At 65.3% G+C, this 16784-nt stretch carries 14 protein-coding genes; 10 read left to right on the top strand and 4 right to left on the bottom strand.

Features of this window, described 5'->3' with window-relative positions; genetic code table 11:
- From V6M48_RS04010 to V6M48_RS03985, 6 genes are all read left to right on the top strand, one after another.
- Positions 1-240: MscL family protein (locus V6M48_RS04010; RefSeq protein ID WP_332811235.1), on the top strand; the 240-nt coding region annotated here is incomplete at its 5' end.
- A gap of 362 nt (positions 241-602) precedes the next feature.
- Positions 603-938: a VOC family protein gene (locus V6M48_RS04005; RefSeq protein ID WP_332811234.1), complete on the top strand. Its 336-nt coding sequence runs from the start codon at positions 603-605 to the stop codon at positions 936-938.
- Positions 939-1194: 256 nt separating this feature from the next.
- Positions 1195-1602, top strand: coding sequence for a DUF6334 family protein (locus V6M48_RS04000; protein ID WP_332811233.1), 408 nt, complete (start codon positions 1195-1197; stop codon positions 1600-1602).
- Between the two features lie 550 nt (positions 1603-2152).
- Complete coding sequence (locus V6M48_RS03995) at positions 2153-3382, top strand: sensor domain-containing phosphodiesterase (RefSeq protein ID WP_332811232.1); 1230 nt, start codon at positions 2153-2155, stop codon at positions 3380-3382.
- A gap of 33 nt (positions 3383-3415) precedes the next feature.
- Positions 3416-4231 carry a hypothetical protein gene (locus tag V6M48_RS03990; RefSeq protein WP_332811231.1) on the top strand — a complete coding sequence of 272 codons (816 nt, stop codon included), beginning with the start codon at positions 3416-3418 and terminating at the stop codon, positions 4229-4231.
- Between the two features lie 333 nt (positions 4232-4564).
- Positions 4565-5590 (top strand): retroviral-like aspartic protease family protein, encoded by a 1026-nt coding sequence (locus V6M48_RS03985; protein ID WP_332811230.1) that lies wholly within the window; start codon positions 4565-4567, stop codon positions 5588-5590.
- A gap of 646 nt (positions 5591-6236) precedes the next feature.
- Here the strand turns inward: V6M48_RS03985 and V6M48_RS03980 are convergent.
- The gene (locus V6M48_RS03980; RefSeq protein WP_332811229.1) at positions 6237-7421 is read right to left on the bottom strand and encodes an amino acid aminotransferase; all 1185 of its coding nucleotides are present in this window, start codon (positions 7419-7421) and stop codon (positions 6237-6239) included.
- 192 nt (positions 7422-7613) lie between these two features.
- Between V6M48_RS03980 and ku the strand changes: the two genes are divergently transcribed.
- The 4 genes from ku to V6M48_RS03960 all read left to right on the top strand — a co-directional run bounded on the left by ku (position 7614) and on the right by V6M48_RS03960 (position 13199).
- Complete coding sequence (gene ku / locus V6M48_RS03975) at positions 7614-8540, top strand: non-homologous end joining protein Ku (RefSeq protein WP_332811228.1); 927 nt, start codon at positions 7614-7616, stop codon at positions 8538-8540.
- A 28-nt stretch (positions 8541-8568) separates the two neighbouring features.
- Positions 8569-11106, top strand: a complete 2538-nt coding sequence (gene ligD, locus V6M48_RS03970) for a DNA ligase D (RefSeq protein WP_332811227.1) — start codon at positions 8569-8571, stop codon at positions 11104-11106.
- Between the two features lie 160 nt (positions 11107-11266).
- Positions 11267-12457 (top strand): toxic anion resistance protein, encoded by a 1191-nt coding sequence (locus tag V6M48_RS03965; RefSeq protein WP_332811226.1) that lies wholly within the window; start codon positions 11267-11269, stop codon positions 12455-12457.
- Between the two features lie 10 nt (positions 12458-12467).
- Positions 12468-13199 (top strand): hypothetical protein, encoded by a 732-nt coding sequence (locus V6M48_RS03960; protein WP_332811225.1) that lies wholly within the window; start codon positions 12468-12470, stop codon positions 13197-13199.
- Positions 13200-13322: 123 nt separating this feature from the next.
- Here V6M48_RS03960 and V6M48_RS03955 read toward each other — a convergent pair whose 3' ends face one another.
- Genes V6M48_RS03955 through V6M48_RS03945 form a run of 3 tightly spaced genes read right to left on the bottom strand, consistent with a single transcriptional unit; the run spans position 13323 to position 16482 of the window.
- Entirely contained in the window at positions 13323-14159 is an 837-nt protein-coding gene (locus V6M48_RS03955; RefSeq protein WP_332811224.1) for an HpcH/HpaI aldolase/citrate lyase family protein, read from the bottom strand.
- Entirely contained in the window at positions 14156-14608 is a 453-nt protein-coding gene (locus tag V6M48_RS03950) for a MaoC family dehydratase (RefSeq protein ID WP_332811223.1), read from the bottom strand. Before V6M48_RS03950 ends, V6M48_RS03955 begins: the two co-directional genes overlap by 4 nt.
- Entirely contained in the window at positions 14605-16482 is a 1878-nt protein-coding gene (locus V6M48_RS03945; protein WP_332811222.1) for an acetyl/propionyl/methylcrotonyl-CoA carboxylase subunit alpha, read from the bottom strand. The genes V6M48_RS03950 and V6M48_RS03945 overlap by 4 nt, the downstream gene beginning before the upstream one ends.
- Positions 16483-16784: the final 302 nt, after the last annotated feature.

Raw genomic sequence — 16784 nt, 5'->3', positions numbered from 1 at the left:
CCTGACACCTTCAAAGGGAATCCGGCGAGTTACGTCGACTTGAAGGCGGCAGGTGTCGCAGTCCTCGGCTGGGGTCAGTTTGTGACGGTCGTCATCAACTTCCTCATCCTGGCGTTCGTGATCTTCCTGCTCGTGCGTTACGCAAATCGCATGATGCGCCGCGGCGAGGACGCTCCAGCCGGGCCGACCGAGGTGGAGCTGCTTGCAGAGATACGCGACGAGCTGCGGGCCCGCCGCTGACCACACTGTGAAGGACCTGGCGACTCCATCCTCGGAGGGTTCCATGATATGTGGATAACTTCAGCCAGCGACTCGCTGGCCAGCACCAGGGGGGTGCCGATGAACTGCGATCTCGCTTACTTTGAGAGGCGTGCATCTGAAGAACGCGCGGCAGCACTAGGCTCCGCTGATGCGCGTGCCCGCCGAGTTCACGCACTTATGGCAGACTGCTACGACGCTAAGGTTCAAGCGATGACGACCCTTTTGGGCAGCAAACTACCCGCTCTTCACTGAGCAGAATTGCCGCCGTCGCCGAATTAGAGGGCTGGCCGAGGTCTCATCGTGCTAGCTGCAACGGCGTGTTACATCGACAGGACCAGCGAATGCACTTGGCCGTAGCGATCATTCCGTGTTTGGACTTGGACGAGAGTCAGGCTTTTTATGAGCTACTCGGTTTCACAGTCCGGTCTAATTACGAGAGCCATGGATACCGCATATTGGAACATGCGGAAGGAGCACAGCTGCACCTAACGCGAGCGCTGACGGGTTGGGTGAAACCGGAGCAGAATGCGCACGGCCTTTACCTGTATACCGCTGATGTCGAGGCACTCGCCAAACAGTTTGGCCGTTCGGCGGAAGTGAAGCCCTGGGGCCTGCGCGAGTTCGCGTTGTCAGACCCAAACGGCGTGCTCGTCAGGATTGGTTCGTTCCTCTCCTAGGTTTGGTTTCGCCTTATGGCGACATTAGGGTGCGTCTGGTGAAGACTCTGAACCAGATTACCATCAGGCAACCAACCGACGGATACTGCTAGTCCGGAGCCGATGTCCGCTTGTTTGCCTGCTCGCGTCGGCCGGTTCGATAAAGCGGACGTTCCGCTTTCCACCCATCGCGGACGCTAATAGCGCCATTGGTCGGATCGACGTTGAACGTCTGCAATGGGTGGAAAACGGATATTCCCTGCATTAGGCCGTTCGGATGTCTGGCCTTCAGTTCGACTGGGAAGCTGTCGCCCACAAGGCAGTCTTGCAAGTGATGGGGCGCAACGAGCGGCGCATGAGCGACGGCTCCCTCTCATGGGATGCGCTCGCGTTGACCGTCGGGGATAATGCGGTCGTCCTGACAGTCACCGCCGACACCGACGAGATTGTCGTCTGTCACGAACCGGTACCACGCTGCGAGGATTGGCTTGTCGTCCCAGCCTTGGCAGATGCTGTGGGCAAGCGGCTCGGCTGGTGTTGGGTCGCCACGAACTATCTTGGGTATCGCGACAGCTTCACCCTGGCCTTGGGCGATGTCGCGCCCGACGCGCTTGAGCCCCGGCTGACCTTTCTGGCCGAAGGCTGCTCGCTTTCGTGCTTCAACCTGACGCCCCGCAACGCCTAAGACGTAATGTCCGCAATGGGCTGGTGAGCAGACATTAGCTCCGTCTGTTGCTCCACTTAATCGCAGGAGTCAGCAAGGCGTTCACGAATACCCATGTGACCACCAAAAGCCCGATGTCGTGCAATGCTCCGTCGCGTAGCCAAATCCATAGGGCGCCGAATAGCCACAGCGAAGTTGTAAGAAGCAACGAGAACATCACGGCAAAGCGCCAGCTCGCCAAGACGGCCATCTCGTGTGCATCGTGTCCGTGATCGTTCTTGCCCATTCAATGAGTTTTGCCGCCGGAGCCGAATGTCCGCAATGGGTCGAAAGCAGACATAAGAGCCGGTATCGGTTCAATGACTGCTTTTGCCCGCTGGCGCCGGAGAGCAGATGGTCCGTTAGCGGCCACAAACCGACGTATGGCAAACAACGTCTGCTAAGCCGGTTGCCGTCGTTCGCGTCACGTTGGCGCGATTTTGACAGCGGACCTGCGCAGATCCGGCCTAAGTCGGCGCTGCGCCCGTGATAATAAGGCCTTTCTTAGGGTTTGTTGCCTAAGCGCGGCAAAATGGTTGATCTCCTTTCCAAGCTCGGCGCGCCGACACCCCCGGCGGCCGCAAGCATTGCTCACCGGTCGCTCGAAGCGGTCCGCCGCCATCTCGGAATGGATGTCGGATATCTCTCCGAATTCGTCGGCGAGAACACTTTCTTCCGAGAGGTGGACGCACCCGGGCTGGAGGAGCTGATCAAGGTCGGTGACTCGCTCCCGCTCGAGCAGGTTTACTGCCGCCACATACTGGCCGGGCGATTGCCGGAGTTGATCCCGGACACAGGGGCCAATTCCTTCGCCGCCTCCCTGCCGATCACCGCGCAGGTGCCGATCGGAGCGCACGTCAGCGTGCCCATCCGGAGAGGAGATGGCGAAGTCTACGGCATGTTCTGCTTTCTGAGCGCAACGCCGCAACCTGCCTTGAACGAACGCGACCTGCATATCGTCCGCGTCTTCGCGGACATGGTGGCAGAAGACATGCAGCGCCAGAATGCGGCAAAGGACAATCTCGAGCGGAAGTCTGAGCGTGTTCGCCAGGCTCTTGAGCCCGGCGCATTTTCGATATTCCTGCAGCCGATCTGCTCGCTGATCGGCGGCGAGCCACTCGGCTATGAAGCGCTCTCGAGATTTGCGATCGAGCCGCTGCGTACGCCCGACGCCTGGTTCGCCGATGCGGCCGAATGTGCGCTTTCAGTGGAGCTCGAATGCGCCGCAATCGAAGCGGCGCTCGTGGCGTACGACCAGCTTCCCGAGCCGTTCACCCTTTCGGTGAATGCATCGCCCGGGACGGTTTCGAGCGGTGCGCTTGCAAATGTGCTGGGCAATCGCGCCATCGATCGACTGATACTCGAAATCACCGAGCATGCCGCCGTGGAGAACTATGATGCTCTCAACAGCGAACTCGCACCTCTTCGGACGCGAGGTCTCAAGCTTGCGATCGACGATGCGGGCGCCGGCTATGCAGGCCTCCAGCATATTTTGCGGCTCCAGCCCGACATCATAAAGCTCGACATGTCTCTCATCCGCGCCATCGATTCTGACCCGGCCCGCCGCGCCTTGGCCGGTGCGATGCAGATGTTCGCGCGGCAAACGGGCTCGGTGCTGGTGGCCGAGGGCGTGGAAACCGGGGGTGAGCTGTCGACCTTGGCCGGGCTCAGCTTCATGCGCGTGCAAGGGTATCTGCTTGGCAAGCCTCGGCCGTGGCAGGACGTCCTATCCGGACCAGTGACGGCCGAAGCCGCAGCCTGAGACGACCAAGATGTCGCTACGGCGACATCGGAAGTGCACAGCGCTTCGGAACTGAACTTCGAGGGCGGCACCTCAGGCATCTCCACCCGGGGGTCGGACAAATTCGAATGTGAAGCGCAGAACCTGTTCATCTTGGAGATGGTGCGGATCAGGTACAGCAGCTCCATGACAGTTCCGCAAACACGAACCCTGTTGTCTCGCGTCGCTCTCCTTGCGGCGACCGCGATCATTCTTCTGACCGAACCCGCCGCTCGAACGGCGATCGCTGCCCCGGCAAGCTTCGTCCGCGATCCAAGCGCCTGGGTGATCGGCCCGCTTGTAAGGGGGCGCAACTACTCTGTGGGTATGCCTCTCCACCCAACCGCCGGCCGCAATGGCACCTGGCAGATCGATCTCCCGCGCCATCCGGGCAGCGTCCACTATGTGACTTTTCCCCACGGCTCTCTTCAGGGCAAGACCCGCATCGTGATGCGCTATCGCCTTGAGGCCGCACCAGGCGTCCGCGTCCACGCATCAACGGCGCCGGGATCTCCGGGGATCATCACTCCTTACTTCCAGCGTTATGGCGACAACTGGACCGCCAGGGGCCGTTTCGAAGCCTTCCGCTGGTACGGCACGTTCGCCACCCAGGAGATCACGCCGGGCGAGCACATGATCGTCGCTCCGTTGAACGCCAACTGGACGGCGGTCGAGCGCTCCAGCGCACAAGGCAGCCCCGCAGCCTTCCGCGAAGCACTGGCCGACGCGGACCAGGTCGGCTTCGTTTTAGGCGGCGGCGACGGCGCCGGCCACGGCGTCTATGCGACCGGCCCCGCGCGCCTTGTCGTCACCCAGTTCAGCGTAGAATAGCCTAAAGGCCTCGGCTCCTTGGTGTCCGCTCTGGGTCGAAGACGGACATTCCCGACTCCGGTGGACGATCGTCCGCTTCGGGGAAGATTGAGGGTAGCTTGGAGCGTCCGCTGTTGGCGCATTGCAGCCATTCGTGGCAGCGTCGCTCGGCAGTGGTTCAAATCGAAATTTGCTCCGATAGTAGCCGATAATTCCGCCCCCGCGTACTTGGCGGATAAGTCTGCCAGTGTTTTCAAGGTGAAGGCATTCCTGGCCGGGCCAATCGCGCCAAGCGCATGGCTTGCCGGTCGCGTGCCAGGAGCATAGACTGAACCGGAAATTCGGGGATTCCGGATGACATCGCACCGCACCGCAATCGCTCTGTCCGCTCTCAGCCTCGCGGCCGCCTTTGGCCTCGCGGGCGGGCTCGAAGCGCACGGGAGCGCGCCTCCGCCGCAAGGCCAGCAGGACGGCGCCGAGGATGGCCAGGGCGCGGTCGATATACTCGCGTTCACGCACGGCGACGGGGCGCGGATGACCGTGCCGGTCAGCATCTCCGGCCAGGGGCCTTACGCCTTCCTGGTGGACACCGGCGCCGAGCGGACGGTGATCTCGCGCGAGCTCGCCAAGCGGCTCGCGCTTCGCCCGGGCACGGACGTGACGGTGCACAGCATGACCGAAACCGGGCTGGTGGCGACCGCGCTGATCCCCGAGCTCATGGTCAGCAAGAACAAGGTGAGGGATGTCCACGCGCCGGCGCTCTCGGCCGTCGACCTCGGCGCGGCCGGGATGCTCGGCGTCGACAGCCTTCAATCGCAGCGCGTGACATTCGATTTCGCGCGCAAGACGATGTCGATCCGGGCATCGCGCGGTTGGGCCGTCGACCGGGATCCCAACACGATCGTGGTGACGGCGCGCAGCCATTACGGCCGGCTGCTGATCACCCAGGCGAGGATCGACGGCGAGCGGATCGTCGTCGTGCTCGACACCGGATCGCAGATCTCGATCGGCAACGAGGCGTTGCGGCGCAAGCTCGCCGCGAGGAAGAAGCTCGGCAGGATGCACCCCGTCGAGCTGATCAGCGTCACCGGCGGGACGACCCAGGTCGATTACACCGCGGTCAAAAGGATCTCGATCGGCGGCGTCGAGATCCGCGACATGCCGATCGGCTTCGCGAATGTGCAGCCGTTCCGCCAGCTCCGCCTCGAGGACCGCCCCGCCCTGCTGCTCGGCATGGACGCGCTGAAGCTGTTCGACAGAGTCTCGGTCGATTTCGCGCGCAAGGAGGTGCGCTTCCTCGCGCCCGATCTTTCGGCGGGCGCGGTGGCGATCAGGATGGCGGCAAGGAAGAGCGGAGCGGTCGCCCCGCCTGGAATTTGATCCATCTATGTTGAACGTAACCGGAGTTTCTGAGGTAGGCGGCGGACTCGTGGGCTACGACGGCGGCATTCCCAAGGATCGCTTGGATGCCAGCCTGCGCTGGCATGACGGGATGGCGCTGGCATGACGAGCCTGCGCTGGCATCACGGATTGGGCAGGACCTTCGCCGCTAACCGCACTTCCTGCCCACCGGCGCCTTGAGCCCCCTACCCCGTCACCCCAGCGAAAGCTGGGGTCCATGCGATGCTCGATAACCCGCCAGTGGCAAACCCGGGCTACGACGGCGACTTTCCCAAAGATCGCTTGGTTGCCAGCCTGCGCTGGCATGACAGGATTGGGCTGGCATGACGGGATGGGGCAGGACCTTCGTTGCCAACCGCACTTCCTGCCCACCGGCGGCCTTGAGCCCCCTACCCCGTCACCCCAGCGAAAGCTGGGGTCCATGCGATGCTCGCATAGGCGCCATGATGACCACATCGCCGGGAGCGAAGAATCCCCAATCGATTCAGGTCAGATGACTCAGACTCTAGAGCGGAATGCGCGATACCTGGATCACGCATCCCGCTCTTATCGTTTGTTACCGCATCGCTTTCTGCGCAAAACCGGTTCCCACTTTTGCGCACGATGCTCTAGAACCTTGAACCGATCAGGCCGGGAGCTTGGCCGCAACCGCTTTCGCGAAGCGATCGACATTCTCGTCGGAGAGGCCGGCGACGTTGAAGCGGCCGCTGCCGGCCATGTAGAAGCCCTCTTCCTTGCGCAGCTCGAGCACCTGCTCGGGGCTGAGCGGCAGCATCGAGAACATGCCGTTCTGCTCGTCGATATAAGCCAGCCGCGGATCGGCGGCAGCGAGCCGCGCCCGCAGGCCGCGGATGCGCGCGAGCATCTCGGTCAGCTCCGCCTTCCAATCGGCCCGCAGATCGGGCGTGTCGAGGATGATGCGAACGATCGCGGCGCCATGATCGGGCGGCATCGACCAGTTGGTCCGCGCGAGCGAAAGCAGATTGCCGTAGACCGCCTTGGCGACCGCTTCGCTCGGCGCCTTGACGAACAAAGCGCCGGTGCGCTCGCGATAGAGGCCGAAATTCTTGTCGCAGCTTTGCGCGACCAGCGCCTGATCGACCCGCTCGACCATCATCCTTGTGCCGGCGGCATCCTCGTCGAGGCCGTTGCCGAGCCCCTGATAGGCGAGATCGATGAACGGGATCAGGCCGCGGTCGGCGACGAAGCGCGACAATCGGTCCCATTGGTCGAGGCTGAGATCGGCGCCGGTCGGGTTGTGGCAGCAGCCGTGCAGCAGCACCACGTCCCCTGCGCGCGCGCCTTCGAGCGCCTTCATCATCTCGTCGAAGCGGACGGTGCGCTTGGCGGTGTCATAATAAGGATAATCGACCGTCTCGAGCCGCGCGACGCCGAGCAGAGGAGCATGGTTCGGCCAGGTCGGCTGGCCGAGGAAGATGCGGGTCGCGCCGGCCGACTTGAGCAGCTCGGCGCCGAGGCGCAGAGCGCCGCAGCCGCCGGGCGTCTGCACGCCGACCAATGTCGGATCGCCTGCCAGCGCATCGCCGAACGCCACCTGCTTGATCAGCTCGACGAAACGCGTGTCGCCGTCGGAGCCGAGGTAGGTCTTGGTGTCCTGCGTCTCGATCAGGATCTTCTCGGCGGCCTTGACGGAACGCAGGATCGGAGTCGCTCCGGCGGCATCGCGATAGACGCCGACACCGACGTCGATCTTGGTCGGCCGCGGATCGGCACGGCACAGGCCGATCAGCGCCAGCAGCGCGTCGGGCTGCGGCTCCGGCAAATTCTCGAACAGCTTCTTGTCAGCCAAAACAAACCCCTATGCTCGGAAGAAAAGCGACGTCGCGCCTTCGCGGCGCGGCTTAGAAGCCTATTCCTTCCGAGACAATCCCTTCGGAACAGCGATCGGGCCCTTCGAAACACCGATCCGGGAACGACTCCCCTCGCCGTCGATTGAATCGCCAGCGAATCGACCGTCGTGAAGCGAATGTGGAGAAAGTGAATGGCTGCGCGCCCCTATTGGAAGGGACAGATCAGACTGGCCTTGGTGTCGATCCCGGTCGAAATCTATTCGGCGACCAAGAGCGGCGCGACCGTCGCGTTCAACCAGATCCACGAACCGACCGGGCAAAGGGTCAAATATGAGAAGGTCGTGCCCGGGGTCGGGCCGGTCGACGCCAACGAGATCGTCAAGGGGTTCCAATATGAGAAGGGCAGCTATGTGCTGCTCGACGACGACGAGATCGAGGCGGTCAAGCTCGAGAGCAAGAAGACGCTCGAGCTGACCCAGTTCGTCGACGCCCACGAGATCGACATGATCTATTTCGAGAAGCCTTATTATGTCGTCCCGGCCGACGACCTCGCCGAAGAGGCGTTCGTCGTGCTGCGCGAGGCGCTGCGCCGCACCAGGAAGGTCGGGCTCGGCCAGCTCGCGCTGCGCGGACGCGAATATGTCGTCACCCTCAAACCCTGCGGCAAAGGCATGGTGCTCGAGACGTTGCGCTATGCCGACGAGGTCAACAAGGCCGCTTCCTATTTCCGCGAGATCGAGGATCGCGACCCCGACGAGGAGCTGCTCGACCTCGCCGAGACCCTGATCGAGAAGAAGACGGCCGCCTTCCACCCGACCGATTTTCACGACCGCTATGTCGATGCGCTGCACGATCTGATCGAGCGCAAGATGAAAGCCAAGGGCGGCAAGATCAAACCCGAGGAAGAACCGGCGCCGACGCGCGGCACCAACGTCATCGACCTGATGGCCGCGCTCAAGAAGTCGATCGAGCGGCCCGGGCAGGCCAGCGGCAAGGATGCGGCAGCGAAGCCGGCCGCGGCGAAGAAGCCGGCGGCGGCGAAGAAGGGCGCGGCCAAGGCCGCTTCTGGCAAGCCAGCAGCCAAAGCGGCCCCGAAACGCCGGGCGGCGCGTGGCTGACCGTCGCACGCGCAGGGGCTGATTGACGATGGTCCGCACCGCCGACCCGCTCGCCGCCTATAACAAGAAACGCGACTTCACCCGGACTGCGGAGCCGCCCGGCCGAGTGGAAGACGCCGGCGGCCGCACCTTCATGGTCCAGAAGCATGATGCGACGCGGCTGCATTACGACCTCCGGCTCGAGCTCGACGGCGTGCTCAAGAGCTGGGCGGTGACGCGCGGCCCGAGCCTCGACCCCGCCGACAAACGGCTCGCGGTGCGCACCGAGGATCATCCGTTGGGCTACGCCACGTTCGAAGGCACGATCCCCAAGGGCGAATATGGCGGCGGCACGGTGATGCTGTGGGACTGGGGGCGGTGGATCCCGGCCCCCGGCAAGGACCCGCGCAAGACGATCGAGGAAGGCCACCTTCATTTCACGCTCGAGGGCGAGCGGATGAAGGGCGACTGGATCATGATCCGGCTCAAGCCGAGGCCCGGCGACCGCACCGAAAACTGGCTGCTGCGCAAGATCGAGGATGAGCAGGCGGGAAGCTCGAGCGGGCTCACCGACAAATATCTGACGTCGATCAAGACCGGCCGCACGATGCAGGAGATCGCCAGCGGCAAGAAGGCCAAGGAGCTTGCGAGTTATCGCAAGGCGGTGGATCGGTCCCGGCGCCCGGGAGGGGATCGTCCGAACGCTGGCGGAGGACGCGCGGCGCGGCCCGCGTCCGCCTCCCGGAGCCGAGCCGGCAAATCGAAACCGCCAGCCTTCCGCGAGCCGCAGAAAGCGACCCTGGTCGACAGCGTGCCGTCCGGCTCGGGCTGGATCCACGAGATGAAATATGACGGCTATCGCTGCCTGCTCGCCATCGGCGGCGGCGAGGCCAGGATCTATACGCGTTCGGGCCTCGACTGGTCCGACAAATTCCCCGAGATCGTCGAGGCCGCGCGCAGCCTCGAGGTCGAGAGCGCGCTGATCGACGGCGAGATCGTCAAGCTCGACGACCAGGGCAACACCGGCTTTTCGGCGCTCCAGCAGGCGATCAGCGAAGGCGGCACCGGGCTCAGCCTGTTCGTCTTCGACCTGCTCGAGCTCGACGGCGAAGACCTCGCCAAGCTCCCCAACATCGCGCGCAAGCAGCGCCTCGCATCGCTGATCGGCGACGGCCGGCCGCCGTTCATCCTCTACGCCGACCATATCGTCGGCCAGGGCGAGAAATTGTACGAGGCGATGTGCGCGGCGGGCCAGGAAGGGATCATCTCCAAGCGCGCCGACGCGCCCTATCGCGGCGCGCGCACCAAGGCCTGGCTGAAGATCAAATGCGTGCTCCGCCAGGAATTCGTGATCGTCGGCTGGACGCCGAGCGAGAGCAAGGCGCGCGCGCTGCGATCGTTGCTGCTCGCGGTCAACGAGGATGGCCGGCTGCGCTATGCGGGCAAGGTCGGCACCGGTTTCTCGATGAGCATGCTGCAAAGCCTGCTCGGCGAGCTTCGCAAGCGGGAGGTGAAAAAGGCGCCGGTCGACGTGCCGAGGGCCGATGCCCGCGGCGCGCATTGGGTGCGGCCGGAACTGGTCGCCGAGGTCGCCTTCGCCGAATTCACGTCGGAAGGAGTCGTCCGCCACGGCAGCTTCCTCGGCCTGCGTGGCGACAAGCCGGCGGCCGAGGTGGTCGAGGAACGGCCAGTCGCCACTGCGGCCACCACCGCCGTCCTTGGCCCATCCTCGGTCAAGATCAGCAACCGCGACCGGATCGTCTTCCCCGATTCGGACGTCACCAAGGGCGAGCTCGCCGATTATTACCAGGCGGTCGGATCGATCATGCTGCCGTGGGCCGCCAATCGTCCGCTCAGCCTCGTCCGCTGCCCGCAGGGGCGCGGCAAGAAATGCTTCTTCCAGAAGCATGACGCCGGCACGTTCGGGCCGCACGTCCACCAGATCCCGATCCGCGAAAGCAAGGGCGGGACCGAGGATTATATCTACATCGCCGACCAGGACGGGCTGCTCACCTGCGTCCAGATGGGCACGATCGAGTTTCACGGCTGGGGATCGCCGGTCGCCGACATCGAGCGGCCCGACCGATTGGTGTTCGACCTCGATCCCGACGAAGGGCTGGATTTCGATGTGGTCAAGAAGGCCGCGCGCGACCTCAAGCGCAACCTCGCCGACATGGGGCTGCAGACGTTTGCGATGCTGACCGGCGGCAAGGGCCTGCACGTCATCGCGCCGCTGACGCCCGAGGCCGAATGGCCGCAGGTCAAGGATTTCGCGCAGCGTTTCTGCGTCGCGCTCGCCACCGCCGAGCCAGAGCGCTTCACCGCCAATCTCGCCAAGGCCAAGAGAGTCGGGCGGATCTTCCTCGATTATCTCCGCAACCAGCGCGGCGCGACCGCGATCATGCCCTATTCGGCGCGCGCGCGCGGCGGCGGCCCGGTCGCCGCGCCGATCAGCTGGGAAGAGCTCGACGATTATGAGTCGGGCGCGGCCTATGGCGTGCGAGATGCGGAGCGCCTGCTCGAACGCGCCTCGAGCCGCGCGCTGCAGGGCTGGGGCGAGGCCGCGCAGACGCTTCCCGATCTTTGAAGAGCTTGGCCGATCTGTGAAGAGGCCCCCTTCGTCGCGGCCGGCCAGTCGGGACAACATATTGCCGCGCAGCGTATTATAGAGCTAATACAGCATAAGCCTTGCCTTTTGCCGGGGATCGGGCCCATTTGTGAGACGGGAAGATGAAGGGGTGGAGATGATGGCGACGGAGACAAAGCTCACGCTCGAGGCGCCCGCTGTGCTGAACCCGGTCCAGCCGCAGGACGCGGCCGGCCTCATCCCGCTTCAGGCGGAGGAGCGTACGGCGCTCGAGAAGAAGGTCGACAGCTTCATCGAGGATTTGGTCGCCGCCGACGCCAACAGCCCCGAATTCGGCAAGAAGGTCGATCAGCTCACCAACATGGGGCGCAAGGAGATCGCCGACGCCGCCGGCCAATCCAATCGCTTCCTCGACCGGCCGGTCAAGGCGATCGACAGCGATACCGGCATCGGCACCGACCTCACCGAGCTACGCCGCACGGTCGAGGATCTCGATCCCTCGCGCCGCGGCAATCTGCTCGCGCCGAAGAAGTTGTTCGGCATCATTCCGTTCGGATCGAAGCTGCGCGGCTATTTCGACAGCTACAAATCGGCGCAGACCCATATTTCGACGATCCTCGCCCGGCTTGCCTCGGGCAAGGACGAGCTGCTGATGGACAATGCCGCGATCGACGTCGAGCGCGCCAATCTGTGGAAGGCGATGGGCCGCCTCGAGCAGATGATCCACATCTCGAAGACGATGGACTCACGCCTCGAGGAAAAGGCCAATGAGCTCGACGCGACCGACCCGGCCAAGGCCAAGGCGATCCGCGAGAGCGCGCTCTTCTACACTCGCCAGCGCACCGGCGACCTGCTGACGCAGATGGCGGTGAGCGTGCAGGGCTATCTCGCGCTCGACCTGGTCAAGAAGAACAATGTCGAGCTGGTCAAAGGCGTCGACCGCGCCTCCACGACCACCGTCGCAGCATTGCGCACCGCCGTCACCGTCGCGCAGGCGCTGACCAACCAAAGGCTGGTGCTCGAGCAGATCAGCGCGCTCAACACCACCACCGCCAACGTGATCGACGGCACCGGGACGATGCTCAAGAACCAGACCGGCGCGATCCACGAGCAGGCCGCCTCGGCGACGATTCCGCTCGAGACCTTGCAGCGCGCGTTCCAGAACATCTACGAGACGATGGACACGATCGACCGCTTCAAGCTCGAGGCGCTCGGCAACATGAAGCAGACGATCGACACGCTCTCGAGCGAGGTCGAGAAATCGCGCGGCTATATCGCGCGCGCCGAAGGCGTCGATCAGAACCGCCTGACCGCCGAGCCGTCGCCGCTGACCGCGCTCGACGTCGAATAGGACGAGGAAGATGGCCGCTCCGCGCAGCGTCGACCAGGCCATCGCCCGCTTCGACGAGGTGGCCGCGCGCTACGACGGCACCAGCCGCCAATCGCTCGCCGCGACCCGCCGCCGCTATGGCCGCAATCTGAAGTCGGTCGGCAGGCGGGTTGCCAATATCGGCATGGCCCTGATCGCGCTTGCCGTCGCGACGATCGGCTTCGGCCTGTTCGTCAATCCGATCGGCTGGGCCGGCCTGTTCCTGGTCGCGATCGCCACCATGTTCATCCTGTTCTTCTTTTCGGTCTGGCCGGGCGAACCCAAGCGGGTCGCCTATAGCGAGCAGCTTCCGACCAAGACGCTGGTCCAGCAGCTCGATCACGTCCTCGGCCGCGAACGGCGCGCGCTGCCCGCGCCTGCGGCGCAGCAGCTCGACCTAATCAGCGCGCAGCTGCCGATGCTCGAAGCCAGGCTAGCGCAGGTCGATCTGCTCGATCCGCTCGCGCAGGACGCTCGCCGGCTGATGGGCAAGCATCTCCCCGAGCTGATCGAGCGCTACGAGCGCATTCCCGCCGCCTACCGCTCGGAGCGCGACGGCGAAGGTCTCACCGTCGACGAGCGGCTGCTCGCCGGGCTCGGCGCGGCGCGCGAGGCGCTCGACGACATCGGCGCCAAGCTCGCGCGCGACGATCTCACCGCGTTCGAGACCCAGGGCCGCTTCATCGAGAGCCGCTACAAGCAAGGCGGGGAGTTCAAGGAGTAGACTCGCCGTCCCAAGCACCGTTCGGCCTGAGCTTGTCGAAGGCCTTTCCTTCTCTGAGCAAGAAAGGAAAGCGGTTCGACAGGCTCACCGCGAACGGAATTTTGTGACAGTCTATTGCGCGGCCTATTGCGCGGCCAATATCCGTTGCGCCTGCAGCAGATGCGGCCGATCGATCATCCGGCCGTCGAGCGACAGCGCCCCGGCGCCCGGATTGGCCTCGAACGCAGCGACGATCGCGCGCGCATGCTCGATCTCCGCCTCGGACGGCGTGAAGGCGGCGTTGATGACACTCACCTGGCTCGGGTGGATGGCGAGCATGCCGGTGAAGCCGTCGCGCCGCGCGCGGGCGCAATAAGCGGCGAGGCCGTCGAGCGAGCGGAAGTCGGGAAACACCGTCTCGATCGGCGCGACCCCCGCCGCCGCGGCGCCGAACAGGGTCAGCGAGCGGGCAAGCTCGTACGGCGGCGTATAGCGTCCGTCGTCTTCGCGCGCACTGGCCGCGCCGACCGCGGCGGGCAAGTCCTCGGCGCCCCAGCTGAGGCCGGCGAGCCGTTTCACGCCGGCATAGGTGCCGAGCGAGAAGATCGCCGCCGGCGTCTCCGTCGCGATCGCGAGGATCATCGCGCTGACGTTGCCGCGCTCGGTCAGCCGGTGCGCGAGGTCGGTCACCGACGGGCCGCCCTCGGCCTTGGGAAGGACGATGCCGTCGGGGCGGCCGGCGACGATCGCCGCGAGGTCCTTGTCCGCCTCGGGCCCGCCGAGCGGGTTGATCCGCACCCACAGAGGCGCCGTCTGATGGCCGATCAGGAAATCGGCCACCGCGCGCCTCGCCTCGGGCTTGTTCGCGGGAACGACCGAATCCTCGAGGTCCAGGATCACCGCGTCGGCGCCGGCGGCGAGCGCCTTCTCCATCCGGTCGGGCCGGTCACCGGGGACGAACAGCATGGATCGCAGCCTCATCGCGGCCTCCGCTGCATCAGCGCGGTGCGCTCGCAGGTGCAGACCACGACGCCGCGCTGGTTGAACAGGCTGTGCGCGAAGGTGACGATGCCCGCCTCGGGGCGCGAATTGCTGTCCTTGAGCGCGATCACCTCGGTTTCGGCGCGAAGCGTGTCGCCGATGAACACCGGCTGCGGCATCCGCACCTTGTCATAGCCGAGGTTCGCGACCAAGGTGCCCAAGGTGGTGTCGCCGACCGACAGGCCGACCATCAACGCGAAAGTGAAGGTGCCGTTGACGACGATCTGGCCGAATTCGGTGGCCGCCGCATATTCGGCATCGAGGTGCAAAGGCTGCGGATTGTGGGTGAGCGCCGAGATCATCAGATTGTCGGTCTCAGTGACAGTGCGGTGCGGCTGGTGGCGAATGCGGTCGCCGATCGTCCATTCCTCGAAATAGCGCCCGCTCATGGCTGTTCGATCCGCACCAGCAGCGCCCCTTCGCTGACCTGCGCGCCGTCGGCGGCGCGAAGCTCGGCGACAATGCCATCGAATGGGGCGACAAGGCTATGCTCCATCTTCATCGCTTCGAGCGTGACCAGTTTCTGTCCCTTGGCGACCGCGTCGCCCTCGCGCACGTCGACCGCGATCACCCGGCCCGGCATTGGCGAGACGAGGCTGCCGTCGCCCGCTCCGGCGGCGGCATCGCGCGACGCCCCGCCGAGCGTGAAGGCGAAGGCCTGGCCTTGCGTGAACACCAGCCAGCTCGCGCCGTGCGTCGTCGCCGCGCCTTCGAACAAGTCTTCGCGCGTGAGATCGATCGTGCGGGTTTCGCCGCCATGGGACAAGGTGACGTTCAGGTCGGGCGCGGCGTTGACTCGAAGCCCCTCGAGCGCGACCCAAGGCGGGTCCGATGCGCCACGGAAATCGGACGCCAGCATCGCCGCCGCGGCGAGATTCCAGACGGCGTCCGACGGATGCGGCTCCGGCACCAGCCGGTCGAGCCGTGCCGGGATGAAGCCGGTGTCGATCTCTCCCGCCGCGAAGTCCGGGTCGGCGGCGGCGCGCGCAAGGAAGCCGGCGTTGGTCTTGACCGGCCAGATTTCGGCATCCTCGAGCGCCGGGATCAGCCGCGCCAGCGCTTCGGCGCGCGACGAACCGCGGGCGATCAGCTTGGCGATCATCGGGTCGTAATAAGGGCTGATCCGCCCGCCCTCCTCGACGCCGCTGTCGACGCGGATGCTGCCGCCGAGCACGAAATGGTCGAGCCGCCCCGTCGAGGGCAGGAATTCGTGCGCCGGATCCTCGGCATAGAGCCGCGCCTCGATCGCCCAGCCGTCGATCGCCAGCTCGTCCTGGCTTTTGGGCAGCGGCTCGCCCGATGCGACTCTAAGCTGCCATTCGACCAGATCCTGGCCGGTGATCTCCTCGGTGACCGGATGCTCGACCTGGAGCCGGGTATTCATCTCCATGAACCAGATGCGGTCCGCGCGCAGGCCCGCCGAGGCATCGGCGATGAACTCGACCGTGCCCGCGCCGACATAATCGACCGCGCGCGCCGCGCGCACCGCGGCGTCGCAGATCGCCGCGCGCGTCGCCTCGTCCATGCCCGGGGCTGGCGCTTCCTCGATCACTTTCTGGTGGCGGCGCTGGAGCGAGCAATCGCGCTCGAACAGGTGAACGACATTGCCGTGGCTGTCGCCGAACACCTGCACCTCGATATGGCGCGGCCGATCGAGATATTTCTCGAGCAGAACCGTCTCGTCGCCGAACGCGGCTGCCGCTTCGCGCCGGCACGAGGCGAGCAGTTCGTCGAACTCGTTCGAGGCATTGACCCTGCGCATGCCCTTGCCGCCGCCGCCCGCGACCGCCTTGATCAGCACCGGATAACCGATCGCATCCGCCTCGGCGCGCAGCCGCGAAGGCGACTGGTCGTCGCCGAGATAACCGGGCGTGACCGGCACTCCGGCTTCGGCCATCAGCCGCTTCGCCGCATCCTTGCGTCCCATCGCCCGGATCGCGGCGGGCGGCGGCCCGACCCAGACCAGGCCGGCATCGATCACCGCCTGCGCGAAGTCCGCATTTTCGGAGAGGAAGCCGTAGCCGGGGTGGATCGCCTCCGCGCCGCTTTGTTTCGCCGCAGCGATGATCTTGCCGCCGTCGAGATAGGATTCACGTGCAGGCGACGGGCCGATATGCACCGCCTCGTCCGCCTCGCGCACATGGAGCGCGCGGGAATCGGCGTCTGAGTAGACCGCGACGGTGCGGATCCCGAGCCGGCGTGCGGTGTGGATGATCCGGCAGGCGATCTCGCCGCGATTGGCGATCAGGAGCGAGGTGATCATGAGTCCTCCCCGGCACGGGGAGGGGGGTGTAGGCGGGTCGGCATCCCGGGGGGATGCCGAGAGCCGGAACCGGCTGCAAAGCAGCCGGGGGCCGCAGGGTGGTGGAGGGGCATTTCGTGAAGGGCACCCCTCCACCGCTGCGCGGTCATGATCCGTTGCACAGTGCCCCGCACTGTGCAGCCAAGCCGGGGGCTTGGCGGCCGGATCATCCCCCGGAAAACCGGGGGAGGATTAGTGGGTTCAGTCCCTGATCGTCTCGCCCCACACCACGCGCACCGGCGCCGCTTCGGCGGCCGCATCCC

The sequence above is a fragment of the Sphingomonas sp. genome, assembly GCF_036677245.1.
Classification (GTDB): Bacteria; Pseudomonadota; Alphaproteobacteria; order Sphingomonadales; family Sphingomonadaceae; genus Allosphingosinicella.
This window is presented reverse-complemented; position numbering and strand designations above follow the sequence as displayed.

Bases quoted from the DNA above. Each gene is read 5' to 3' on its own strand.
- V6M48_RS03955 (WP_332811224.1), bottom strand. From the start codon at position 14,159: ATGAGGCTGCGATCCATGCTGTTCGTCCCCGGTGACCGGCCCGACCGG.
- ligD (WP_332811227.1), top strand. From the start codon at position 8,569: ATGGTCCGCACCGCCGACCCGCTCGCCGCCTATAACAAGAAACGCGAC.
- V6M48_RS03995 (WP_332811232.1), top strand. From the start codon at position 2,153: ATGGTTGATCTCCTTTCCAAGCTCGGCGCGCCGACACCCCCGGCGGCC.
- V6M48_RS04005 (WP_332811234.1), top strand. From the start codon at position 603: ATGCACTTGGCCGTAGCGATCATTCCGTGTTTGGACTTGGACGAGAGT.
- V6M48_RS03965 (WP_332811226.1), top strand. From the start codon at position 11,267: ATGGCGACGGAGACAAAGCTCACGCTCGAGGCGCCCGCTGTGCTGAAC.
- V6M48_RS03950 (WP_332811223.1), bottom strand. From the start codon at position 14,608: ATGAGCGGGCGCTATTTCGAGGAATGGACGATCGGCGACCGCATTCGC.
- V6M48_RS03960 (WP_332811225.1), top strand. From the start codon at position 12,468: ATGGCCGCTCCGCGCAGCGTCGACCAGGCCATCGCCCGCTTCGACGAG.
- V6M48_RS04000 (WP_332811233.1), top strand. From the start codon at position 1,195: ATGTCTGGCCTTCAGTTCGACTGGGAAGCTGTCGCCCACAAGGCAGTC.
- V6M48_RS03985 (WP_332811230.1), top strand. From the start codon at position 4,565: ATGACATCGCACCGCACCGCAATCGCTCTGTCCGCTCTCAGCCTCGCG.
- V6M48_RS03945 (WP_332811222.1), bottom strand. From the start codon at position 16,482: ATGATCACCTCGCTCCTGATCGCCAATCGCGGCGAGATCGCCTGCCGG.
- ku (WP_332811228.1), top strand. From the start codon at position 7,614: ATGGCTGCGCGCCCCTATTGGAAGGGACAGATCAGACTGGCCTTGGTG.